General features: G+C 49.0%; 18 protein-coding genes. 3 read left to right on the top strand and 15 right to left on the bottom strand.

All coding sequences use genetic code 11. The features are described 5' to 3' along the window. Positions 1 to 47: 47 nt before the first annotated feature. Positions 48 to 1,454, bottom strand: a complete 1,407-nt coding sequence (bcaP, locus tag H2C83_RS02070; protein WP_181737282.1) for a branched-chain amino acid transporter BcaP — start codon at positions 1,452 to 1,454, stop codon at positions 48 to 50. A gap of 569 nt (positions 1,455 to 2,023) precedes the next feature. On the opposite strand from bcaP, the gene H2C83_RS18025 reads away from it, so the two are divergent. Further along, entirely contained in the window at positions 2,024 to 2,149 is a 126-nt protein-coding gene (locus tag H2C83_RS18025; RefSeq protein ID WP_281364075.1) for a hypothetical protein, read from the top strand. A 282-nt stretch (positions 2,150 to 2,431) separates the two neighbouring features. On the opposite strand, the gene H2C83_RS02080 is transcribed toward H2C83_RS18025, so the two are convergent. Together H2C83_RS02080 and H2C83_RS02085 are read right to left on the bottom strand one after the other, a co-directional pair. Beyond that, complete coding sequence (locus H2C83_RS02080) at positions 2,432 to 3,505, bottom strand: M42 family metallopeptidase (protein ID WP_181737286.1); 1,074 nt, start codon at positions 3,503 to 3,505, stop codon at positions 2,432 to 2,434. 340 nt (positions 3,506 to 3,845) lie between these two features. Further along, a complete protein-coding gene (locus H2C83_RS02085; RefSeq protein WP_181737288.1) occupies positions 3,846 to 5,201 on the bottom strand; it encodes a glucose-6-phosphate isomerase in 1,356 nt (451 codons plus the stop codon). A gap of 237 nt (positions 5,202 to 5,438) precedes the next feature. On the opposite strand from H2C83_RS02085, the gene H2C83_RS02090 reads away from it, so the two are divergent. Next, on the top strand, positions 5,439 to 6,188 hold the full coding sequence (locus H2C83_RS02090) for a DUF3153 domain-containing protein (RefSeq protein WP_181737289.1): 750 nt from the start codon (positions 5,439 to 5,441) through the stop codon (positions 6,186 to 6,188). Positions 6,189 to 6,206: 18 nt separating this feature from the next. Here the strand turns inward: H2C83_RS02090 and dapF are convergent, their stop codons facing one another. Together dapF and H2C83_RS02100 are read right to left on the bottom strand one after the other, a co-directional pair. Further along, positions 6,207 to 7,043, bottom strand: a complete 837-nt coding sequence (gene dapF / locus H2C83_RS02095; RefSeq protein ID WP_181737291.1) for a diaminopimelate epimerase — start codon at positions 7,041 to 7,043, stop codon at positions 6,207 to 6,209. 24 nt (positions 7,044 to 7,067) lie between these two features. Beyond that, positions 7,068 to 9,818: a calcium-translocating P-type ATPase, SERCA-type gene (locus H2C83_RS02100; protein ID WP_181737293.1), complete on the bottom strand. Its 2,751-nt coding sequence runs from the start codon at positions 9,816 to 9,818 to the stop codon at positions 7,068 to 7,070. Between the two features lie 382 nt (positions 9,819 to 10,200). Here H2C83_RS02100 and H2C83_RS02105 point away from each other — a divergent pair, with 382 nt between their 5' ends. Continuing rightward, a complete protein-coding gene (locus H2C83_RS02105; RefSeq protein WP_181737469.1) occupies positions 10,201 to 11,916 on the top strand; it encodes an Rqc2 family fibronectin-binding protein in 1,716 nt (571 codons plus the stop codon). Between the two features lie 276 nt (positions 11,917 to 12,192). Here H2C83_RS02105 and pyrE read toward each other — a convergent pair whose 3' ends face one another. From pyrE to lspA, 10 genes are all read right to left on the bottom strand, one after another. Continuing rightward, positions 12,193 to 12,771, bottom strand: coding sequence for an orotate phosphoribosyltransferase (gene pyrE / locus H2C83_RS02110; RefSeq protein ID WP_220183959.1), 579 nt, complete (start codon positions 12,769 to 12,771; stop codon positions 12,193 to 12,195). Positions 12,772 to 12,788: 17 nt separating this feature from the next. Next, positions 12,789 to 13,502 (bottom strand): orotidine-5'-phosphate decarboxylase, encoded by a 714-nt coding sequence (pyrF, locus tag H2C83_RS02115; RefSeq protein WP_246333688.1) that lies wholly within the window; start codon positions 13,500 to 13,502, stop codon positions 12,789 to 12,791. 13 nt (positions 13,503 to 13,515) lie between these two features. Further along, positions 13,516 to 16,731, bottom strand: coding sequence for a carbamoyl-phosphate synthase large subunit (gene carB / locus H2C83_RS02120; protein ID WP_181737297.1), 3,216 nt, complete (start codon positions 16,729 to 16,731; stop codon positions 13,516 to 13,518). Next, positions 16,724 to 17,815, bottom strand: coding sequence for a glutamine-hydrolyzing carbamoyl-phosphate synthase small subunit (carA, locus tag H2C83_RS02125; RefSeq protein WP_181737299.1), 1,092 nt, complete (start codon positions 17,813 to 17,815; stop codon positions 16,724 to 16,726). Before carA ends, carB begins: the two co-directional genes overlap by 8 nt. Before the next feature lie 16 nt (positions 17,816 to 17,831). After that, positions 17,832 to 19,127, bottom strand: a complete 1,296-nt coding sequence (gene pyrC, locus H2C83_RS02130; protein WP_181737300.1) for a dihydroorotase — start codon at positions 19,125 to 19,127, stop codon at positions 17,832 to 17,834. Beyond that, positions 19,124 to 20,050 (bottom strand): aspartate carbamoyltransferase catalytic subunit, encoded by a 927-nt coding sequence (locus tag H2C83_RS02135; RefSeq protein WP_281364077.1) that lies wholly within the window; start codon positions 20,048 to 20,050, stop codon positions 19,124 to 19,126. Before H2C83_RS02135 ends, pyrC begins: the two co-directional genes overlap by 4 nt. A gap of 20 nt (positions 20,051 to 20,070) precedes the next feature. After that, entirely contained in the window at positions 20,071 to 21,435 is a 1,365-nt protein-coding gene (uraA, locus tag H2C83_RS02140; RefSeq protein ID WP_181737302.1) for a uracil permease, read from the bottom strand. 143 nt (positions 21,436 to 21,578) lie between these two features. Continuing rightward, positions 21,579 to 22,121: a bifunctional pyr operon transcriptional regulator/uracil phosphoribosyltransferase PyrR gene (pyrR, locus tag H2C83_RS02145; protein WP_181737304.1), complete on the bottom strand. Its 543-nt coding sequence runs from the start codon at positions 22,119 to 22,121 to the stop codon at positions 21,579 to 21,581. A 193-nt stretch (positions 22,122 to 22,314) separates the two neighbouring features. Then, entirely contained in the window at positions 22,315 to 23,241 is a 927-nt protein-coding gene (locus H2C83_RS02150) for an RluA family pseudouridine synthase (protein ID WP_181737476.1), read from the bottom strand. Between the two features lie 17 nt (positions 23,242 to 23,258). Then, positions 23,259 to 23,741: a signal peptidase II gene (lspA, locus tag H2C83_RS02155; protein WP_181737306.1), complete on the bottom strand. Its 483-nt coding sequence runs from the start codon at positions 23,739 to 23,741 to the stop codon at positions 23,259 to 23,261. Positions 23,742 to 23,768: the final 27 nt, after the last annotated feature.

A 23,768-nucleotide genomic window follows, 5' to 3' on the forward strand; every position in this document is an offset into this window, starting at 1 on the left:
GGGTTTGTCATCAAGCTCAGGCATCTCCAAAAGGAGGATGCCTTTTTTCATTGGGATAGTTCATTCAGCATGGAATGCTTTTGGGAATACGAGAAGTAAACTCCCAATCCGATCAAGAACCAGATCCCAAATGCGGCCCAGGTGATAACCTCAAGTTTGGAAATCAGGAACAGGCAGGCACCCACAGCGATCAAAGGCACGACAGGTACCCCGGGGCAACGAAATGCCCGTGGCAGATCAGGCCGGGTCTTGCGCAGTACGATGACGCCAACGGACACGATGGCAAAGGCAAACAATGTGCCGATGTTTACCAATTCCGCCAACCGGTCAAGAGGAATCAGTCCTCCGGCAAAAGCGGCAATCGTACCGAGAATCCACGTACTTCCATAAGGAGTTCTGTATTGTCTGTGTACTCTGGAAAATACCTTGGGCAACAAACCGTCACGGGACATGGAGAAGAAAATCCGGGTTTGTCCATACAGCATGACCAGCATGACGGTTGTCATCCCCATGATCGCTCCCAGGTCAACGACTCCGGCAAACCAATTTGCCCCTGCCACTTGCAAAGCCAGAGAAATCGGATGGGAAATATTGTTTTCAAAATCCATATAGGGAACAATTCCTGTCATGACCAGAGAAACGATGACGTAGAGAAGGGCACAAATTGCGAGTGACGCCAGCAAACCAATCGGCAAATCGCGTTTGGGATTGCGTGTTTCTTCAGCTGCAGCCGCGACGGCATCAAAACCGACAAATGCGAAAAAGACCAGTGCCGCAGCGGAAAAGACTCCTTCAAGGCCAAACGGGGTAAACGGAACCCAGTTTTCCGGTTTGACATACTTCACACCGACGAAAATAAAGAGCAGAATAACGACTAATTTGATAATCACCATGATGTTGTTTGCTTTTTTCGATTCCGTAATTCCACGTGAAAGCAAAAAAGTAAGAAGCATCACAATGACAAACGCAGGCAGGTTAAAATAGGTGATTACATTCTCACCCAACGCCCCGGGAGCCGCCGTTAATGCCAAGGGCAAATCAATTCCAAATCCGCTCAGGAGCGATTGGAAATATCCCGACCATCCTGCCGAAACGGAGCTTACCGCAAACAGATATTCCAGAACAAGATCCCAGCCGATAATCCAGGCAATCAGCTCTCCCAAAGTGGCATAGCTGTATGTGTAAGCTGAACCGGAAACCGGAGCCATCGAAGCGAATTCAGCATATGCCAGCGCCGAAAATGCACAGGCAATGGCAGCGATGACAAACGAAACAGAAAGCGCTGGTCCGGCTTTGAGTGCACCCGTTCCCGTCAGCACAAAAATTCCGGTTCCAATGACCGCGCCAATTCCCAACATGGTTAAATCAAACGGACCCAAAGCCCTTTTTAATTGCCCTTTTTCCCGCGTCTCCGCCACAGCAGCGGACAAATCCTTTTTTCGAAACAAACTCACTTTTACCTCTCCTCCTGTAGTGAATGCTTCAATAAAACCGGCAGCAAGATTTTTCTAAAACAAGGGAAAATCACGCAAATAAATATTGTTTATCTATTCCGACAATTTGCAAAAATAAAATAAACCTTCAGTTTTCTTGCTTGTTCAGTTTACAAGAACTATCCCCCAATCATACTGTAATATAGATTTTGCTTTTCAAAATAATTCATAAAATACATAAAAAGTATAATACACTTTAAATAAGTTATATATATATTAATGAATTTAAATGTTTTTTTCAACTAGTATAAAAAAATAATAATTAGTTTATTTTCGGTCCAATAATTTCACGTTATTCCCGGTTTTCAGACTTTTGTGGCAGGAATTTTTTTAGGATAACAGGTTAAAAACACGCTGAAGTAATATATTTTATGTTAAAACAACCTGTAACCGTCTAACTTCTTTAAAAAAGACCGGAGCAAATCATTTTCACCGGAAACCGGTTTTATCAGTAAGAATGCATTTAAGTTGTTTCCGTCAGGGATTAGAAGTCAAACCGAAGCTTCAAAGCTTTCTCCAGAAATGCAGAAATGATTTATATCCGGGTTGATCGATCCATTGACCAACCAGTACCGGAAGTCTCGTCCATGATCAAAAAGGAAGAACATGATCCTGATCAAAAATTTTTGGAATTGGCGAAAAAAGGCCGGTTGTGATTACCTGGCTAAAGGCGGAGTTGTTCCACTTAACGGCCAGACTTTCGTCCTGATGCAATCTACGGGAAAATAAATTGGCTCCGCATGCTTTTACGCGGAGCGCTTTTTTGTGACTTCGATAAGTTCCCGGATTTTGCCGCAAGATCCTGATGGCCTCTGCTGCCTGCCGTACAAACGGTATCCATCTGTTAAACCTCACCGCTCTCAGGTTTGATCCGCAGACAAGCCATCATCCGGATGAGATCACCACACTGGACAGTAGGTCCTGTTTCGCCGTGAAACCTACTTAAACCAGTGGTCCAATGTGGCATTGTCGATTTTCCTGATTACCGCCACCAACAATCGGGCCGCCTGTTCAAAATCGCTTCTGGCCATCAGTGAATTGTGGCTGTGCACATACCGGATCGGAAACCCGATCACGACGGTAGGACATCCGATCCCGTGCAAATGGAATTTTGCCCCGTCTGTGCCTCCGCCCATCAGGGAATCATACTGCAAAGGGATACCCAGCTCTTCAGCGGTATCCATCACCAGATTGCGCAATCCCGTATGAGGAATCATCGTATGATCCAGGATAAACATCAGCGGCCCCTCACCCATGGCGGCTTCCCCCTGTTGACCATCAAACCCCGGAATATCATAGGAAACACCTACATCCAAGGCAAAGGCCACATCCGGCTGTACCAGTTCGGAAAGCGTGCCGGCTCCCCGTACGCCAACCTCTTCCTGAACAGTCGCTCCAGCGTATACCACATTGGGGTGTTTTCCATCCTGCAATTGCCGGAGCACTTCCACTGCCAGCGCGCAACCGGCGCGGTTGTCCAGGGCTTTGCCACCCCAGATCTCGCCATGGCGCATGGTAAAGAAATCAGACACAGGCACGATGCCATCCCCTGGGCGAATTCCCATCTCTTCCGCTTCGGAACGGCTTTTTGCCCCGATATCAATAAAAATGTCCTTGAAATCCATCACTTTTCTTCGTTCCTCCAGCTTCAGTGCATGAGGCGGTTTCGAACCAATTATGCCAAGGTATTCCCCCTTGCGGGACTGTACCACAACGCGGTGTGCCAATATATTATGGGACCACCAGCCACCCAGCGGTTGAAACCGCAAAAAGCCGCTGTCGGTAATCTGCGTAACCATAAATCCGATCTCATCCAGGTGTCCGGCCAGCAAAATCCTGGGACCGTTCGCGTCACCCGTTTTTTTGCCAACCAGCCCGCCCAGACGATCGGCCAGGATTTCTTCGGACAAATGGTGCAAATGCTTTTTGACAATTTGTTTGACTCCTAGCTCATACCCAGGTATGCCGTTTGCATTTACCAGTTCTTCCATCAGACTTTGCAAATAATCCATAGCTAATCCTCCTGTTTCTCAAAACTCCCCCAAGAATACTTGCTTGCTCCTTAAATATATTGCCATGAAATAACCTGTCTTTTTATTATCACATGAAATTTCAAACAGATCCAACATTCAATATTTATTCTCTGGGATACAACTTTATACAAAACAATTCATGGCCGGTCGGACCCATAAACATGCCGGAGTCCTTTGCATGTGAAAAACTTTGCAAAACAACTGGCGGCTCATCGGGCTGTCTTTCCAAAATCCGTTTAATACAGGTAAATCAAGTCAGATAAATAGAGAAAAGCGGTGAATGAAAATCTTTCATTCACCGCCATGAAACTGGCTCAACTTATGACTCCAGCCGCTTTAACAATTGTTCCCTTTTCTTTTCAAAACCTGGTTTTCCCAGCAAAGCAAACATGTTCTTTTTATAAGCTTCTACGCCCGGTTGGTCAAAAGGATTGACTCCCAGCAAATATCCGCTGATGCCGCAGGCTCTTTCAAAGAAGTAAACCAGTTGGCCAAACGCATACGGGCTGTTCTCACTTACCTTGACGACCAGATTGGGCACGCCGCCATCCGTATGGGCCAGCATCGTTCCTTCAAACGCTTTGCGGTTGACAAAGTCAAGGTCTTTGCCAGCCAGATAATTGAGACCATCCAGATTGTTTTCATCACCGGGCAGGCTAATGGATTTGGGAGACCTGTCGATGAATACCACGGTTTCAAAAATGTTGCGCAATCCTTCCTGAATATACTGTCCCATCGAATGCAGGTCGGTTGTAAAATTGACAGATGCCGGAAAAATCCCTTTCTGGTCCTTTCCTTCGCTTTCTCCGTACAGCTGTTTCCACCACTCGCTGAAATATTGCAGGGAAGGATCATAGTTGACAAGAATCTCAGTCGTTTTTCCTTTGCGGTAAAAGACGTTTCTAACCGCCGCATACTGGTAACTCTCGTTTTCCTCCAGCCGGGAAAATCCGTACATGGCCATTCCTGCCTGTGCCCCGGCCATCATTTCATCAATATCGATGCCCGCTGCGGCGATCGGAAGCAATCCGACAGCAGTCAGAACCGAATAGCGTCCGCCGACCTCATCGGGAATGACAAAGGTTTCATAACCTTCCTCATCAGCAAGCTTTTTCAAGGCACCTTTTGCCCGGTCTGTCGTGGCGTAGATTCTTTTCCGGGCTTCTTCCTTTCCATACCGTTTTTCCATATATTCACGGAAAATCCGGAATGCAATGGCCGGTTCTGTGGTCGTTCCCGATTTTGAAATCACATTGACGCTGATTTTTTTCCCTTCCAGCAGTTCCAACAGATCGACCACATATGTAGAAGCAATATGATTCCCTACAAAATAAATTTCCGGTGTTTTGCGGGATGATTTGGGCAATTGATTGTAGAAGGTATGAGTCAGCATTTCAATCGCTGCACGCGCTCCCAGATAAGAGCCCCCAATCCCGATTACAACCAGGGCGTCAGAATCCGACCCAATTTTCCGGGCTGCCTGTTTGATCCGTTTATATTCTTCCTGATCGTATTTTTGCGGCAGCTCCACCCAGCCGAGAAAATCGGAACCGGCACCTGTCCGGTTGACCAACAGATCGTGGGCCATGTGAATGGCCGGAGCCATTTGCCTTACTTCATGTTCTTTCAAAAAAGCATTCGCATTTGTGTAGTCAAAAGAGATAGTATTTTTCATCTGTTTTCCCTCACTCGTTAATTCCTTGAATAGTAAAATACTTACATTTAAGCTTTCTTTCATTCTAATGTACCCAAATACACATTTCAAAAAACAATAAATATGAAATAGTCGTATTTCTATTACATTTATTCTGCAATCGCCTTCAGGGAAACAAATTGATCCGGTTTCTGATTCGGTGTATAATCCTTTGCTAACATATGCTTTCCAATTTAATCAAGCTATAAGGAGAAGGTTATGAAAATTGGCAAATCAAGGTTCATGCGGTTTTTTTGCCTGGCTTTTTTCTTTCTTTTAACCGGCTGTGTCAATGCCGACTTGCATATCCGCATTCAGAAAGATGGTTCCGGAACTTATCAAATCAAAGTATTGTCCAACGAATGGGTGCTGTCCCGGCTGACCGGGACAAAAGACCAATTGCGGCAGCAAGGTTTTCAAATCAGGGAAATTGAAAATCCAGATGAGCGAGGATGGATTGCCACAAAACGGGTGCCCAGCATTTTGGATGAACCTCCCGCAACATCCCTCACGACGATCAATCAGACAACCGCTTTTTCACCGGCAATGAAAAAAGCTGCTATAGACGGGCTTGAGGTTCGAAACCATTTCTTTACAACAACGATCGCTTACCGAAATGTGATTGATCTGGGAGACCGGCTCAGCAGGCAGCGGGTGGAGCAATGGCTTTTGAAACAGGTTGACTTGCGATTTCATCTGACGACCCCGATCAGGGCCAGGGAACATAATGCCACGACCGTTCAGGATGATGGCAAAACCTTGACATGGAAGATTGACCCGGTAGAGCCTAATCCGATTTATGTCATGTATCACGTTCCCAACCCGGTTACATGGAGCATCATTCTCCTGATTGCTGCAGGGTGTCTGATAATGGCCATTTTTCGGTTTCACCGGCACAAACGAAAAAAAAGGACAGGAGATTCACCGGGTGAACCTCCTGTCCCGTTTCGCCGGGATGACGAAAAATAGCCATTTGCGGGCATGGCCTCAAGACAGCCATGCCCCGTCAAAAACAAATTCGGCCGGGCCGGTCATGTACACATGCTGGTCCTGTTCATCCCATTCCACCATCAAATCTCCGCCAGGCAGATGAACCAGCACTTTCCGCCCACACCGGCCGGAAAGGAAGCCTGCAACCACGGTCGCACAGGCTCCGGAGCCACACGCCATGGTCTGGCCGACCCCCCGTTCCCATACGCGCATGGTTACTTCCTGGGGTGAGTGATACGTAACAAATTCAATGTTGGCTTTCTGCGGAAATATTTCATGGCTTTCAAGCAGAGGCCCCCACACATCAACCGGGAATTTCTCCGCCTCGTTTACCTCAATGACGGCATGCGGGTTTCCCATGGATACCGCTGAAAACCGGAAGGTTTTGTCATTTGCCCTGATCACTTTGTTAACCGCTAATTCGCCGGCTGCCAAAACAGGAATCTGCTTCGGCACCAGTACAGGTTTTCCCATATCCACCCGAACCTGCTTCACCTTTCCTCTTTCCTCAATGATCCAAACCGGCTGGACCCCCACTTTCGTCTCGATCGCAAATTCTGTTTTCTCACTTGAAATTCTTTCATAGTAGTATCTGGCCACACAGCGCATGGCATTTCCGCATTGCTCTGCCAATGTTCCGTCACTATTGAAAATTCGCATGGCCACATCGGCGCTGGCGGATGGATAAACGGCCACCAGACCATCAGCACCCACTCCCAGATGGCGATCACACATCTTTCGCGCCAATGTTGACATTTCCGTTTGTGACGGTGCCTGCACCTGACAGACGAGAACAAAATCATTTCCAAGTCCGTGCATTTTGGTGAAGTTCATGATGTTTTCCTTATCTCCTTCCAATTATCCTTCAACAGCGGTCCTTGCCGGCTTTTTATGGAATGCGGACGGACGCAGGAGATCGATCAAGCCTGCAACAAGCACGGGTAATGTGGAGGTGACGATCACCAACACCCATTCCCTGAATCCCAGCGAAACGGTATGGAAAACAGGCCCAAGTGGCGGATAGTATATAACAACTGCCAGCAAAATAACGGAAGACAACACGGCCATCGCCAGCATCGGATTGTCAAGGGGAGTGCGCTGAAAAATAGTCCCTTGTGAGCGACAGTCATACACATACACCAATTGTGACAATACCAGTGTGGCAAAAGCCACCGTCTGGGCACGCACCAGATTTTCCGGGGTTTCCATGTAGGCGATCCAAAAAGCGGCCAAAGAACAAAGCCCGATCAACAGGCCGCGCGTTACAATTTTCCAGCCAACCCCCCGCACAAAGATGCTTTCCCGGCTGTTGCGCGGCGGGCGGGCCATGGTGTTTTCCTCAGCCGGATCTACTCCCAAAGCCATCGCCGGCAAGCCATCAGTCACCAGATTGACCCACAGGATCTGAATCGGGACAAGCGGCAGGGGCAAACTGGCCAGCATGGCCAGAAACATGATCAGGATTTCCCCTACATTGCTTGCCAGCAAATAACTGATAAATTTACGGATATTTTCATAAATATTCCGACCTTCTTCAACCGCTGACACGATCGTGGCAAAATTGTCGTCAGCCAATATGAGTGACGAGGCTTCCTTTGAAACATCGGTGCCGGCTATTCCCATGGCAATGCCGATATCAGCAGCCTTGATTGCCGGAGCGTCATTGACACCGTCTCCTGTCATGGCCACGACATGCCCCTTTTTCTGCAATGCCTTGACAATGCGCAGCTTGTGTTCGGGAGACACACGGGCATAAACATCCACATCATTCACGATTTTCAAAAATTCTTCATCTCTCATATTGTAAAGATCCTGTCCGGTCAATGTCAAACCGTTTGCCCGCTTGATCCCCAGTTCGGTCGCGATGGCAACAGCCGTATTCTGGTGGTCTCCGGTAATCATAACCGTTTTGATGCCTGCTTTTTTGCTTTGCCTGATGGCTTTTTTTACTTCCTGGCGGGGCGGGTCGATCATGCCGGCCAAACCGACAAAGACCAACTGCTGTTCAGCCTGCCAATCCTGCATTGTTTTTGCCGACGGTTTGATGTCCCGGTAGGCAAAGGCCAGATTTCTCAGCGCCCTGGCGGCCAGCTGTTCATTCGTTTGCATGATTTTCTTGCGCCCTGCTTCCGTAAGCGGCATCAGTTTCCCGTCGACAAACAGATGGGTACATTTATTTAACAGGACATCAGGCGCCCCCTTGGCATAAAGGAACTGTTTTCCCGATGAATGCTGAACCAGCACGGACATCATTTTTCTTTCCGAATCAAACGGATACTCTTTCAGCCGTTTCCACTCTGCATCCAGGCGCCTGCGGTCAAAACCGGCTTTATGTGCAACTACCATCAGAGCCCCTTCAGTCGGGTCACCGTCTATTTCCCAGCCGCCGTTTTTGTGGAACATCCCTTTTTTCTCTTTCGGGAGGAAACTGGCATTGTTGCACAGGGCCGCAATTTCCATCAGACGCTCCAGGGAAGCCCACTTTCGAACGTTCACCTTCTTTCTCTCCAAAAGAATATCTCCTTTTGGATCATAGCCGTCTCCTGTCACCTGAAAAAGTGCCTGATCGGCCCAGATGTGGGTTACCGTCATTTTATTCTGGGTCAGGGTTCCGGTCTTGTCGGAACAGATCACAGTGGCACAGCCCAATGTTTCGACGGAAGGAAGCTTGCGGACGATGGCGCGCCGTTTGATCATCCGCTGTACTCCCAAAGCCAGGGCAATCGTGACAATCGCCGGCAGTCCTTCAGGAATGGCGGCAACTGCCAAAGACACCCCGGCCAAAAACATTTTATAAGCATCATGACCGTGATAGATTCCTGTGACAACCACAAGAGCCGTCAAAAAGAAAGCGACAACAATCAATACCTTGCCCAGCTGTTCCAGCCGGCGTTTGAGGGGAGTGTCCATCGCTTCGGTGTTTTCGATCAGGTGGGCAATTCTTCCCATTTCGGTTCCCATCCCGGTATGAACCACAATACCGGTTCCGTTTCCCCGAACAATCATCGTTCCCATATAACCCATATTTCTCCGGTCCCCAAGTGAAACATCGGCGCGGGGCAATGCGGCACTGTTTTTGGATACCGGAACCGATTCTCCCGTTAACGCCGATTCCTCAACATACAAATTTTCTGTGTCAATCAGCCGGACATCAGCCGGGATGCGATCACCGCTTTCCAAAGCCACGATATCTCCGGGAACCAGTTGTTGCGCCTCAATTTTTATCCACTTTCTATCCCGTTTCACCTTCGCTGTTGGAGCCGACAATTTCTTCAGGGCCTGAAGCGATTTTTCCGCCCGCACTTCCTGGAAAAAACCCAAACCGGCATTTAAAAAAACGATCGCAATGATGGCAATCGCATCCGTATATTCTCCGAGCAATCCCGAAATCAGGGTAGCCGCCAACAGGACAAGGACCATAAAATCCTTGAACTGGTCGATAAACAGGGCCAAAAGGGAAATTTCCCCCCCTTCCGACAACTGGTTTGGCCCGACCTGGTCCAGCCGTTTTTTTGCTTCTTTTTCGCTGAGGCCAACAGACGGATTTACCTGGAAATATTCGGCTACTTCTTCTTTCTCCCAGTCAACCCAACGTACTTGCTCTGTCAAAATCCTACCTCCTTTGTCTCAACTGTCACTTTCAATGTATTCAGACAAGCTTGCAAACATGCCAGGAGAAGAGAAATCCCGGGTTTTCCTTTATCTTGAAGAAACATCAAGTGCGTGTCAGGTAAGCCTGCTTATTGCGGGGATACAGAGCTGCAACGGGAATGGATTAGCAAATATCCCGTTACCTGAACAGGGCAAACAGGATGATTCAACTACAACGCTCCTTTAAACAGGATTTTCCATTGTTTCCCTCGACGGGGCGACAGTGGCGATGAAGAATACAAAATGATAAAAGAGTCCACGATTGAAACGTGGTCTTTTATTCGGCGATTATTGTAAAATAAAAAAGTATGACGATGATGAGATGCAAAGGATGAATCGTATGTCATTTGATGGAATTGTGACTCGGGCCGTCTGCAGGGAATTAAACCGGACTTTGCCTGGAGGCAGAGTCACCAGAATCTATCAGCCGGGGGAATTTGAATTGCTCCTGCAGATCCGGTCCCAAGGAAAAAATCATAAACTGCTGCTTTGCGCACACCCGGCTTACCCACGCTTGCAACTGACTACCTCCTCTCCGGATAATCCCAAGGAACCGCCCATGTTTTGCCGCGTACTGCGGAAACATCTGGATGGAGCAATCATCGATTCGATTGAACAGGTCGGTCTGGAACGCATTGTTCACATCAAATTCCGAACCCGCAATGATTTGGGAGACGAAGTGCCACGCCGGCTGATTGTGGAAATTATGGGCAGGCACAGCAATATTATCTTCATTGATCCCGTAACAAACACGGTATATGACGGAATCCGCCGCGTCAGCCATGGGATGAGCCAGTACCGGCAGATTTATCCCGGTGTTCAGTATATTTCACCGCCGGCACAAAACAAGGCCAATCCTCTTAAAACCGACAAGGAGCGTTTTATCGCCGGATTTGATTACAACCGCGGCCGGCTGGACAAACAGATTGTGGAGCGCTTTACCGGCATCAGTCCCCTCTTGGCCAAAGAAATTGTCCACCAGGCAGGGCTGGGTGATCGCAATCAATTATGGGATTCCTTCCGGCAATTGATGGAAAAAGCTACAAAACACGAATACCATCCCGCCATCATGCAAACAGACAGGAAAATGGTGTTTTCTGTCTGGCCGCTTGCCCATGTTTCAGGAAAAGTTACGTTCTTTGCCTCAATCAGTGAATGTCTGGAGCATTTTTATTACGGCAAGGCCGAACGCAACCGTATCCAGCAGCAGACACATGATCTGATGCGTAAACTGAAAAATGAAATGGAGAAGAACAAGAAGAAGATCCGGATTTTGGAGAAAGAATTGAAACAGGCGGAAAAAGCTGACAGATACCGGATTTTCGGGGAACTGATCACAGCCAATCTTCATGGAATAAAGCGCGGGGACCATAAGGCAGAACTGGTCAATTTTTATGAATCGGATGCCCCGCACATAACCATTGAACTGGACCCCGCCCTAAGCCCGGCTCAAAATGCCCAGCGATACTTCAAGAAATACAACAAATTGAAAGCTTCCCGGAAGTGGAACCGGGAACAGATCGAAAAAGCCCGCGAAGAAAACCGGTATCTTGAATCCGTCATGGTGCAGATGGAAAACGCAAGCCTGGGGGACATTGAACAGATTCGCGAGGAACTGATTGAAGAAGGCTGGCTTAAAAACCCTGACAGGAAAAGGAAACCGCGCAAAAAAGAAGAGCCCGTCCCTTATAAAGCAACTGCGACAGACGGAACAACCATCCTGATCGGGAAAAACAACAAACAAAACGATTATTTGACCCACAAACTGGCGTCCGCTTCAAACATATGGCTTCATACCAAAGAAATTCCCGGTTCCCATGTCGTCATCCGTTCACAAACGGTAAGCGAACAAACTCTGATGGAAGCGGCGATGCTGGCAGCCTATTTCAGCAAAGCACGCAAGTCTTCCCAGGTCCCCGTCGATTACACACAGGTCAGGCATGTAAAAAAACCGTCAGGAGCCAGACCCGGTTTTGTCACCTATGACCATCAGCAAACCATTTATGTGACTCCCCGGGAAGAAGTGATCATGCGTTTGTTAAACCCGTCTTCATAACCTGATTTTGATGGATGATAAAAATCCCCGGTACGTCCGGGGAATATCAGCTTGTCGACCAAGTTTGAGAAAGCGATTCTCAGAAATGAAGTGATTTTAAACCGCTATATAGGCATTTGCTGAAAGGGAAAACGGGTGAAACGGTTTGAGCGAAAGCAAGTTTTACAGACCTTCTGCAGGTGAACACAGGAGCGTAGAACGAGTCCCCAAATCGCAACCTTTCTACAAATAAAATCCCTCAGGTGAGCTATTTACCTGAGGGATTTTTGCTTATTTTCATATTTGCTTTTGCGTACGGCTACCCGGTTTCACTGCCGGAATTCCCCGTTTGCACAAAGGGCATTCTGCTGGTGCATAACTCTGAATATCGATCTTCATCAGTGCCCGGTAAGGATAGCTAAAAGGATTGATCCCCCCACTCCGGTCCACAATCGAACCGACCGCAACAATGTTGGCTTCCCGCTCCTCGAGCAGCCGGATGACTTCCTTTACAGATCCTCCGGTCGTAACCACATCCTCAATCACCAGAACCCGTTGTCCGGGAGAAACCGTAAACCCGCGCCGAAGTTGCATCTCGCCCTCTTTCCGTTCGGTAAAAATACAGGGCACACCCAAAGAACGGGCAACTTCATGGGCAATAATCACTCCGCCCAGTGCCGGTCCGACCACCAGATCAACCGGTTCTGTTGCAAACAACTCCGCCAGTGCCTGTCCCGTTTTTTCCGCTTCCTCCGGATGCATCAAAAGCTGGGCGCATTGCATGTACCGGTCACTGTGTCGGCCGGAGGATAACAGGAAATGCCCTTCCTTCAATACACCCGTCCGCCTGATCGCTTCTTCCAATGACCATGCCAAGGTATGATCACTCCTTTTTATTGAATACTTTCAATCAGTTCCTGAAAAGCTTTTTTCGGATCAGGAACTTGTGTGATTGGCCGCCCGATCACCAGATAATCCGCTCCGTTTTTTAGCGCCTCGTCAGGGGTGATCACCCGTTTCTGGTCATGGGCGGAAGCACCGGCGGGCCGAATACCGGGTGTTACCGCCAAAAATTCCGGAGAGGTAGCTTTTTTCACTGTTTGCACTTCCAGTCCTGAACAAATGACACCATCCATGCCGGAGCGATGTGCCAATACCGCCAATCTTTGCACAGACTGGCCCAACGGTTCGCCAATCCCGAGTTCTTCGTGCAACATCTGCTGATCCGTACTTGTCAGTTGAGTGACAGCCAACAGTTTCATGCGGCGGGAACCGGTTGCTTCCTTTTCCACCGTTTCCCGCGCTTTCTCCATCATCCTTCTGCCGCCGCTGGCATGAAGCGTAACAAAATCCACTCCCAGGCGGCAAAGCGACTCGATTCCCCTGGCTACGGTATTGGGAATGTCGTGCAGTTTCAAATCGAGAAAAACCGGATATCCTTCTTCTTTTCTCCTTGCAACCCACTCGGGCCCCACTCTGAAAAACAGCTGGTAACCCACCTTGATAAACGGGCGAAAACCATCATCCCAAACAGAAAGCAAGCGCTCTGCCTGCTTTCCGTCCGGAACATCCAGGGCAAGAATGATACGATGTGCCGGATTCTGCAAGTTTCTACCCTCCTTACATGCCCCGATTTTCAGCGGCACAAGCCGGCTCTTGGAACGGTTCAGCATTCAGATAAATGGACTCCAGTGTTTCCAGCAAGGCGTTTACGGTATCCAGAGAGGTTAAACAGGCTACTCCATGCTCGACCGCTTCCCGGCGAATCCGGAAACCATCCCGTTCGGGGGTACGGCCGCGGGTCCAGGTATTTACCACAAAATCGGCTTTTCCCTGCCGGATCAGATCAAGGATATGGGGAGAGCCTTCCTTCAGCTTTTTCACCCGTTCTACCGGCAGGCCGGCTTGTTCAAGAACCTTGGCCGTGCCGTTGGTAGCCACAATTTTATAACCTAATTGATGGAAACGTTGCATAAGCGGAATCGCTTCCTCTTTCTCCTTGTCACCCACCGTTGCAATCACTGTTCCGAAACGGGGCATTTCAATTCCGGCGGCCACCATGCCTTTGTACAAAGCTCTTGCATAATCCCGGTCACGTCCCATCACTTCTCCGGTTGATTTCATTTCAGGCCCCAGAGTGACATCAACCTGGCGCAACTTGGCAAATGAGAACACCGGTACTTTGACAGCCACCATTTCGCTTTCCTGCCACAATCCGCCGGTATATCCCTGCTCTTTCAGACTGTGCCCCAACATGATTTTTGTAGCCACCCGCGCCATCTGAATTCCGGTTATCTTGCTTAAAAATGGAACCGTCCGTGACGCACGGGGGTTTACTTCAAGTACATACATCCGGTTTTGGTACAGAACAAACTGGATATTGATCAAGCCTTTTGTTTTCAGCGCCCTGGCAATATTTTCCGTAATCCCAATGATCCTTTTTTTATGCTCCGGCGCCAGGGATTGCGGCGGATAAACAGCAATGGAGTCCCCCGAGTGGACACCGGCCCGTTCAATATGTTCCATAATTCCCGGAATCAATACATCCTCGCCATCGCAGATCGCGTCGACCTCCAGTTCTTTCCCGAGCAGATAACGATCGATCAAAACCGGATGTTTGGGATTTATTTTGACAGCCTGATCCATATAGGAACGCAATTCGGTTTCGTTATAAACAATTTCCATCGCTCGTCCCCCCAGCACATAGGAAGGACGCACAAGGACCGGATAAGCCAGCTTTTTGGCTGCTTCAACAGCTTCATCCGCAGATGTGACCGCGGTCCCCGGAGGCTGGGCAATGTGATAATCTCTTAACAGCTGCTCAAATTTCTTCCGGTCTTCGGCACGGTCGATTTCCTCCAGGGATGTTCCCAGAATCCGGATGCCTTCTTCGCTCAAATCCCGCGCCAGGTTCAATGCCGTTTGGCCACCGAATTGCACAATCACTCCAAGCGGATTTTCCTTTTCGATGATATTCAGGACATCTTCTTTACACAGCGGTTCAAAATACAGCCGGTCGGAAGTGTTAAAGTCGGTCGACACGGTCTCCGGATTGTTATTGATAATCACGGCTTCATAACCGGCTTCCCGGATGGCCCAGATCGCGTGGACAGTGGCGTAGTCAAACTCGACCCCCTGCCCGATCCGGATCGGCCCCGATCCAAGCACAATGATGCTTTGCCTGTTCCCTTTGACAACCTCATCTTCAGTTTCATAAGTAGAGTAATAGTAAGGAGTTTCGGCAGCAAACTCAGCCGCGCAGGTATCGACCATTTTGTAAACAGGCAGGATACCTGATTCCTTGCGCAAAGCGCGAATCTCCACTTCGGTTTGGTTGACCAGCGACCCGATGGTGCGGTCAGTCAGTCCAAACCGTTTAGCCTTTAGCAGCAGATCTTTGGAAAGTTCCGGGGCAGCTTTCAGTTCCTGCTCGAATTTCACCAGGCGCTCAATTTTGTACAGGAACAGCCGGTCTATTTTCGTCAGGCTGTGGGCTTTTTCCAGGCTATGCCCGCGCCGGAACCATTCCGCGAGTAAAAACAGCCTTTCGTCATCCGCTTTTTCAATCCGTTCTGCCAGCACTTCATCTGAAATTTTCCCGGCTTCAGGCAATTGCAGATAATCGAGACCAATTTCCAGAGAACGTACTGCTTTTAAAAGGGATTCTTCCAAGGTGCGGCCAATGGCCATCACTTCTCCGGTGGCTTTCATCTGGGTGCCCAATTTCCGGTTGGCCGAAACAAATTTGTCAAATGGCCAGCGCGGAATCTTGCTGACAACATAATCGGTGGTGGGTTCAAAGCAGGCATAGGTTTGCCGGGTAACGGGGTTTTTCAACTCATCCAGGGTATACCCCAGAGCAATTTTGGCGGCAATGCGGGCAATCGGATAGCCGGTGGCTTTGGAAGCAAGTGCGCTCGAACGGCTGACCCGCGGATTCACCTCGATCACATAATAGCGGAAACTGTCCGGGTCCAGCGCAAACTGGATATTGCATCCTCCACGGATATCCAAAGCGCGTATGATTTTCAAGGCTGAGTTTCTGAGCATGTGGTATTCCCGGTCTGACAAGGTTTGGCTGGGTGCGAACACGATACTGTCCCCGGTATGTACTCCGACCGGATCAAAGTTTTCCATGTTGCAGACCACGATGCAGCTGTCGGCGGCATCACGCATTACTTCATATTCAATCTCTTTATATCCGGCAATGCTTTTTTCAATCAGGCACTGGTTGATGGGGCTGTAGCGCAGTCCGTTTTCCACGATCTCCCTTAATTCCTGTTCACTGCCTGCAATGCCGCCTCCGGTCCCTCCCAGGGTATATGCCGGCCGCACAATGACCGGATAGCCGTTTTCTTCCGCAAACCGGACGGCCTGCTCCACATCCTGCACAATCGTGCTTTCGGGAACCGGCTCATTCAATTCATTCATCAATTCCCGAAACAGGTCGCGATCCTCCGCATTGGTAATTGCCCGCAAATCGGTTCCCAACAACCGGACCCCTTCCCGTTCCAGCACACCCTGTCTGGCCAGTTCGACAGCCAGGTTCAATCCGGTTTGTCCGCCCAATGTCGGAAGCAGTCCGTCCGGGCGTTCTTTACGGATCACCTGGGTGATAAATTCAGCAGACAAGGGCTCAATGTATACTTTGTCGGCAATATGGGTATCTGTCATGATCGTAGCCGGATTGCTGTTGACCAATACCACTTCCAGCCCTTCCTCTTTCAGGGCTTCACAAGCCTGTGTACCCGCATAATCAAACTCGGCAGCCTGACCAATCACAATCGGGCCAGACCCGATCACCAGTATTTTTTTCAGTGTTGGATCTTTAGGCATGGATCGACTCTCCTTTTTGTGCAAATGATTCCATCAGTTTTTCAAAATGGTCAAACAAACTTTCAGAATCACGGGGACCAGGTGCCGACTCAGGGTGGTACTGCACCGAAAAACAGGGCAAACTCTGATGGGCAAGTCCTTCGACCGATCCGTCGTTCAAGGCGATATGGGTTACCTCGAGGCCCGTACCCTGAAGCGATTCCTTAACTACGGCATAGCCATGGTTTTGTGAAGTAATGACCGTATTTCCCGTCTTTAACGCTTTCACCGGCTGATTTCCTCCGCGATGTCCGAATTTCATTTTTTCCGTATCCGCCCCGCAAGCCAGCGCCAGCAATTGATGTCCCATGCATACGCCGAAAATGGGGACTTTCCCCAACAATTGCCTGATTGTATAGATTGCCTCGGGAACGTCTTTGGGATTTCCAGGGCCATTTGAAAGCACGACCCCGTCAGGCCGAAAACGCAGAATTTCTTTGGCAGAGGTATTATACGGAACGGTAACCACTTCACAATTTCTTCCTGCCAGTCCTCGAACAATGCTGTGTTTTACACCAAAGTCCATCAGCACTACCCGTTTACCGGTATTGGGGTATACGTGAATACTTTTCGTGCTGACCCGTGCTACCTGATCCCTCATCAGGGGCGTGTTCAACCGTTCTTTTAATTCCTGCAAGCTTTCGTCCCCCGTTGTCAGCACAGCTTTCATCGTTCCATGCAAACGGATTTTTCTGGTCAGCATGCGGGTATCAATTCCCGAGATTCCAATGATCCCGTATTCTTTCAAAAATTGGGCCAACGGCATTTCATTTCGCCAATTGCTGGCATATTCCGCAAATTCCCTGACCAGAAATCCCTGTGCGTGCGGCCGCATGGATTCGAAATCATCCCGGGCAATTCCGTAATTCCCGATCAGGGGATAAGTCATCGTAATAATCTGTCCGCAATACGACGGATCAGTCAAAATCTCCTGATATCCTGTCATACTTGTGTTAAACACAACCTCTCCTACCCAAGCTCCTTCTGCTCCAAACGATTCCCCATAAAATAACGAATTATCTTCCAGTAACACTCTGGCTTTCATGAGCCATCCTCCTTTTTTACTGCATATAAAAGCCTGGTTCCTTCCATGTAATTTGGCCATTTTTGATCGTCATGACGGGCCAGCCTTTTACTTTCCAGCCGGTAAATGGTGTGTTGCGTCCCTTGGAGGCAAAGTCCTCCGGATTGATCTCTTTTTCCCGTTTCAGGTCGATGATTGTCAAATCGGCCGTCCCATCTTCCACAATAGAACCATAAGGCAATTGAAAAAGTCGGGCCGGTCTTTCCGTCATCTTTTCGATCAACTCAGCTAACGTAAGCACTCCTTTTAACACAAGGTGTGTATAAAGCAGCGGAAATGCGGTCTCCAAACCCACAATTCCAAACGGAGCCAATGACATCCCCTTTTTCTTCTCCCCTTCGGTGTGGGGAGCGTGATCAGTGACAATGATATCGATCGTTCCGTCTTTCAAACCTTCCAGCAAGGCAGCCCGATCCCGTCTGGAGCGTAGAGGCGGATTCATTTTCCAATTCGCGTCCGGCCCGGGGATATCTTCATCGCATAAAAGCAGATGGTGAGGCGTCACTTCCGCTGTCACTTTCTGTCCCCGTGATTTCGCTTCACGAACAAGACGGACAGATTGTTCCGTACTGATATGACAGACATGATAGTGAGCGCCGGTTTCTTCGGCCAGCAAAATATCGCGGGCTATCTGAACCGATTCCGCAGATGAAGGGATTCCCCGTAATCCGAATTTTTCTGCAAAAACTCCTTCATGGACGCATCCACCCTTGGCCAGCGTATTGTCTTCACAGTGGGCAACCACCGGCAGAGCCAGAGACCGGGCCAATTCCATCGCCTGTTTCATCATTTTGCTGCTTTGTACCCCAACACCATCATCAGATACGCCAATAATCCCGGCTTCTTTCATTCCGGCGATATCTGCCAGTACCTGGCCTTCTTCACGAAGGGTGATCGCACCAAAAGGAACCACCCGGGCGATACCCAGTTTGTCCGCCCGGCTAATAACTTCTTTCACAATTTCCGAAGAGTCCGTTACCGGACGCGTATTGGGCATGGGGGCAATCGTTGTAAACCCGCCGCGCGCTGCAGCCCGGCATCCGGATTCAATTGTTTCTTTGTGCACAAATCCTGGTTCCCGTAAATGTACATGCATGTCAATCAGTCCGGGAGCAACAAATTTGTCTGCCGCATTGATCACTGCGACATTTTCCCCGGCATCGATTTCGGGAAGGATCTGCCTGATTTTTTGCTCTTCTATCATAATATCTCTTTTTTCAAGTTTTTTGGTAACAGGATGAATGAGCATCCCATTTTTTATGAGTATTTTCAATTTACTCCCCCCAACGCTCTTTCGATGACAGCCATGCGCACCCACACACCGTTTGTCATCTGGTCAAATATTCTGGAACTGGGATGTTCCACCACTTCATCTGCGATTTCAACCCCGCGGTTCACGGGGCCAGGATGCATGATAATCGCACCTGGCTTGAGCATGGCGGCCTTTTCCCGCGTTAATCCATACTGCTGATGGTATTCGGTCGCAGAGGAAAACAGCTTCTGATGGTGTCGTTCCAGCTGGACACGCAGCATCATGACGACATCTGCCGTCTGGAGTGCTTCGGCAAAGGGGACATAAGGGACCATTTTTTCTACTTCATCATCGCGCATGGAAGCCGGACCGCTCACCATCATCTCTGCACCAAACTGTTTCAATGTCCAAATATTGGACCGGACTACCCGGCTGTGTCTGATATCTCCGACAACTGCCACTTTTTTCCCCGTTAAATCTCCAAACTGTTTTACCATCGTATACAGGTCAAGCAACGCCTGCGTGGGATGGGCATAGCATCCGGCTCCCGCATTGATCAACGCACATCCGGGTTCCTGAACGGTCAGGTTCAGAAATGCCTCGGGATCGGAATGCCGGATCACTGCCACTTCCACTCCCACCGAAGCAAGAGTTTTCACCGTGTCATACAGGGTTTCCCCCTTAGCTGTGCTGGATACTTCCGGGGTAAAATTGATCACTTCCATCCCCAAACGTTTTTCTGCTACTTCAAAAGAAAAGCGGGTTCGAGTGCTAGGTTCAAAAAACAGATTGGCCGCAAACTGTCCCTGAAATCTTTTGCAGCCGGGACGCCAGTGTTCTTCCCAATAACGGGCCCTTTCCAAAAGAGTCACCAATTCCGGTTTGGACAGCTGTTTCGTATCTACCAGATTTTTCATTGCAGGTTGCGACAGCCGCATCACCATGAAATCTCCCCCTTTGTCCATTACGCAGCTTTCACTGCTTCCTGGTTTTCTTGATCTTGTTTGGGCAGAACCAGGTTCAGCAAAACACCGATAACGGTGGATAAAGCCATTCCTTCCAGTTCCAGATGAATATTGGCCAGCCGAAGCAACGCTCCGCCAACTCCGATCACCAGAATGACAGCAGCGATGACCAGATTGCGCCGGTCGTTAAAGTCAATCCGGTTTTCAATCAGCATTCTTAAGCCTGCTGAAGCGATGATTCCAAACAGGAGAATCGATACTCCCCCCATAACAGGAGTTGGAATCGTTTGAATAAGCGCGGAAATTTTACCGACAAAGCTGAACAGGACAGCCAAAACCGCTGTTCCGCCAATCACCCAGACGCTGAAGATGCGGGTCATGGCCATTACCCCGATATTTTCCCCATACGTGGTGGTGGGAGGACCGCCGATCATGGAAGCGATACTTGTCGCAATCCCGTCTCCCAGCAAAGAGCGGTGCAATCCTGGATCTTCCGCCAGATTTCTTCCCATGATATCTCCCTGAACGAGCAGATGGCCAATGTGTTCAGCCAGTACAACCAGAGTAACAGGCAGCATGACCATGGCCGCATTCCAGGAAACAACCGGCATTGTCATATCCGGAACCGATAACCACTCTGCGTTGTAAACGGCAGTGAAGTCAACCATTCCCATCATCAAAGACACCAGATATCCGCCAATCATTCCAACCAGGATGGGAATGTTCCGCAGGAATCCGCGGCAAAACAGGTTTGCGACAATGGCGATTCCCAGGGTTACAAGGGCAACAATGAAATTTTTCAGGGAATAGACATGTACCGTAACAGTGCTGTTTTCCGGATTAACCTCTTTGATCGTCCCATTGACCGCTGCCCATTCTTCGGCCGTTTGCGGCATCTGTACCGTAATATCCGTTTTGCTTGCCATATCCACGGCGGTTCCGGCCAGGGCCAGTCCGATCACGATTACCACCGAACCGATGACAACCGGCGGGAGCAGTTTGTCAAGCCATCTGATTCCGTGACGGTACACGACCAGGGCAACCACACCGTAGGTGATCCCTACCAGCAAACAGCCAAACAGTGCTTCACCTACATGTTTTCCACCTTGGGATACCGAAACGATTGGAACAATGAACGCAAAGGAAGAACCCAGGTATGCCGGAATTTTTCCCCGTGTCACGATCAGATAGGCCAATGTTCCCACTCCGCTTGACATCAGTGCAATCGCCGGACTCAGCCCGGTCAAAAGCGGCACGAGAATCGTTGCACCAAACATGGCGAACAAATGCTGGAAGCTGAGAAGCATCCATTTCACCGCCTTTGGCCTGTCGTGCACATCCATGATAATTTTTTGCTGATTCATCTTTTTCGGCTCCTTTAATTGAGATAAAAAAAGTCTCTTTGCCCGCATGCAAAGAGACGCAGTAAACCTTGTACAGCGCTAGTCATCCGCGTTCCCTTTGCCGGCCTCTCTGGACCGATTTAAAAGGGACAACCTTTTATTCCTTATATCAGATTTTGTTGAATACTTACCCGGTCCTCACCTGGATCGACTTCCTTCAAATGTACGGAAACCACTTCCGATCTGGATGTAGGAACATTTTTGCCGACATAGTCGGGACGAATAGGCAATTCCCGATGTCCCCGATCGATCAGGACTGCCAGCTGGATCATCTGCGGCCGTCCCAGATCAATGAGCGCATCCATCGCAGCCCGCACCGTTCTTCCCGTAAACAGGACATCATCAACCAGGATCACTTTTTTACCGGTAACATCGGGAAGATCGGTGTCACGTACCTTGGGCTGGTTGCTTTTTTCCGTCAAATCATCCCGGTAAAGCGTAATGTCCAGTTCCCCGCCCGGAAGAAATTTCCCTTCAATCTGGAAAATCCGTTCCCTGAGGCGATTGGCCAGATAAATTCCCCTTGTCTTGATACCAACAATGACGCAATCATCAACACCTTTGTTTCGCTCCAATATTTCATGCGCAATTCTTGTCAATGCCCGCCGAATGCTTGGCTCGTCGAGGATAACTTTTTCTTTTTCCATGATGACGAGAGGTTCCTCCTTTTTCTGTCGGCACAAAAAAAGCCTTTTGTCCAGTTCGCTGGCAGACAAAAGGCTTTTTGAAAAACAGGAAGATATTGCCTGTAATTTTTCCGTGCCCTTGCCAGCCTCACGGGACTGGATTTAAAGGTTCTATTCCTTCTAAAGAAAATTATGCCGAAAATTCTTCTGTTTGTCAAACAAAACTTTTGCTTTTCAATGTCCGGTACAGTTTTTCCATATCTTCCGGCCACTCTGCTTCCAGTACGATCCGCTTTCCGGTTCTCGGATGAGTAAAACCGAGAACCTGTGCATGGAGTGCCTGGCCCTCGATGGCATACGGGTTTTTTTGGGGACCATAAACCGGATCGCCAATCAACGGATGCCCGATATATTTCATATGGACCCGGATTTGATGCGTCCGCCCGGTTTCCAGCCGGCACTCGACAAGCGTTGCGCTCCGGAACCGTTCACGCACGGAAAAATGGGTAACCGCCGGTTTGCTGTTTTGATGGATGACCGCCATGCGCTGGCGGTTTTTTTTGTCCCGGCCAATGGGGGCATCCACTGTTCCATGGTCATGGGGAATCACGCCGTGGACAAAAGCGGAATACATGCGCTCAATCGTATGATCCTTCAATTGTTCAGCCAGTGACTGGTGCGCGAGATCATTCTTGGCCACCATCAGCAGACCAGAGGTATCCTTGTCGATCCGATGCACAATTCCCGGACGTGCCACGCCTCCAATACCTGACAGTTCTCCCCTGCAATGGGCAAGGAGGGCATGAACCAGCGTCCCCGAGTAATTTCCCGCACCCGGATGGATCACCATGCCGCGCGGCTTGTTCACCACCAGCACGTCCTGGTCTTCATACCGGATGTCCAGAGGAATCGGTTCCGGGTGAATCTCCGGTTCAACAGCCGGTGGCACCTTTAACGAAACAATATCTCCCGCTTTCAGACGATGGTTTCCTTTCCTGGCTTGCCCGTTTACCGATGCCAATTGCGCACGAATCCACTCCTGAACCCGTGCGCGTGACCATTCATCATTCATTTGCACGATATATTTATCTAAACGTTCACCTTCAAAAGATGGGTTCACTGTCCATTCACAATATTCCATTTCTTCCGATTGCCCACTCAATGTGTGTCCCTCATTTCAGAAAATGATTCCTTTTGCTCCGCTGTAAAGAAAGTCAGGATCAACAGAAGAGCGACACCGATGACAATCGATGAATCGGCAATATTGAAGATCGGGAATTGGTAAGAACCAAATTGAAAATGAAGGAAATCAACTACTTCCCCCATCTGGACCCGGTCAACCAGGTTGCCGACTGCACCTCCCAGAATCAAGGAAAAGGCAATTGACATTCCCGTACTTTCATTTTTCAATTGCCACAAATAATAAATGATGAACACCACCACAATCAAGGTAATCAATATGAACAGCCAGACTTTATCTTGCAGGATGCCAAATGCCGCACCGCGATTCCGGTGTGAGGTCAGGTAAAAAAAACCATGTATGACCGGAATCGATTCATACAGGTTCATTTTGTGCACAACCAGCCATTTGGTCGATTGATCAAAAATCAGCACCAAAAGCGCAATAAAAAAGTATCTCAAAAGTCTTCCTCCTGTCTCCCACAGTCG

Source organism: Thermoactinomyces mirandus (assembly GCF_013868055.1).
GTDB lineage: Bacteria > Bacillota > Bacilli > Thermoactinomycetales > Thermoactinomycetaceae > Thermoactinomyces > Thermoactinomyces mirandus.

Bases quoted from the DNA above. Each gene is read 5' to 3' on its own strand.
- H2C83_RS02150 (WP_181737476.1), bottom strand. From the start codon at position 23,241: ATGGAATATTGTGAATGGACAGTGAACCCATCTTTTGAAGGTGAACGT.
- pyrR (WP_181737304.1), bottom strand. From the start codon at position 22,121: ATGGAAAAAGAAAAAGTTATCCTCGACGAGCCAAGCATTCGGCGGGCA.
- H2C83_RS02085 (WP_181737288.1), bottom strand. From the start codon at position 5,201: ATGAAAAATACTATCTCTTTTGACTACACAAATGCGAATGCTTTTTTG.
- uraA (WP_181737302.1), bottom strand. From the start codon at position 21,435: ATGAATCAGCAAAAAATTATCATGGATGTGCACGACAGGCCAAAGGCG.
- H2C83_RS02135 (WP_281364077.1), bottom strand. From the start codon at position 20,050: ATGGTGATGCGGCTGTCGCAACCTGCAATGAAAAATCTGGTAGATACG.
- carA (WP_181737299.1), bottom strand. From the start codon at position 17,815: ATGAAAGCCAGAGTGTTACTGGAAGATAATTCGTTATTTTATGGGGAA.
- H2C83_RS02080 (WP_181737286.1), bottom strand. From the start codon at position 3,505: ATGGATTATTTGCAAAGTCTGATGGAAGAACTGGTAAATGCAAACGGC.
- H2C83_RS02090 (WP_181737289.1), top strand. From the start codon at position 5,439: ATGAAAATTGGCAAATCAAGGTTCATGCGGTTTTTTTGCCTGGCTTTT.
- H2C83_RS02105 (WP_181737469.1), top strand. From the start codon at position 10,201: ATGTCATTTGATGGAATTGTGACTCGGGCCGTCTGCAGGGAATTAAAC.
- carB (WP_181737297.1), bottom strand. From the start codon at position 16,731: ATGCCTAAAGATCCAACACTGAAAAAAATACTGGTGATCGGGTCTGGC.
- H2C83_RS18025 (WP_281364075.1), top strand. From the start codon at position 2,024: ATGATTTATATCCGGGTTGATCGATCCATTGACCAACCAGTACCGGAA.
- dapF (WP_181737291.1), bottom strand. From the start codon at position 7,043: ATGAACTTCACCAAAATGCACGGACTTGGAAATGATTTTGTTCTCGTC.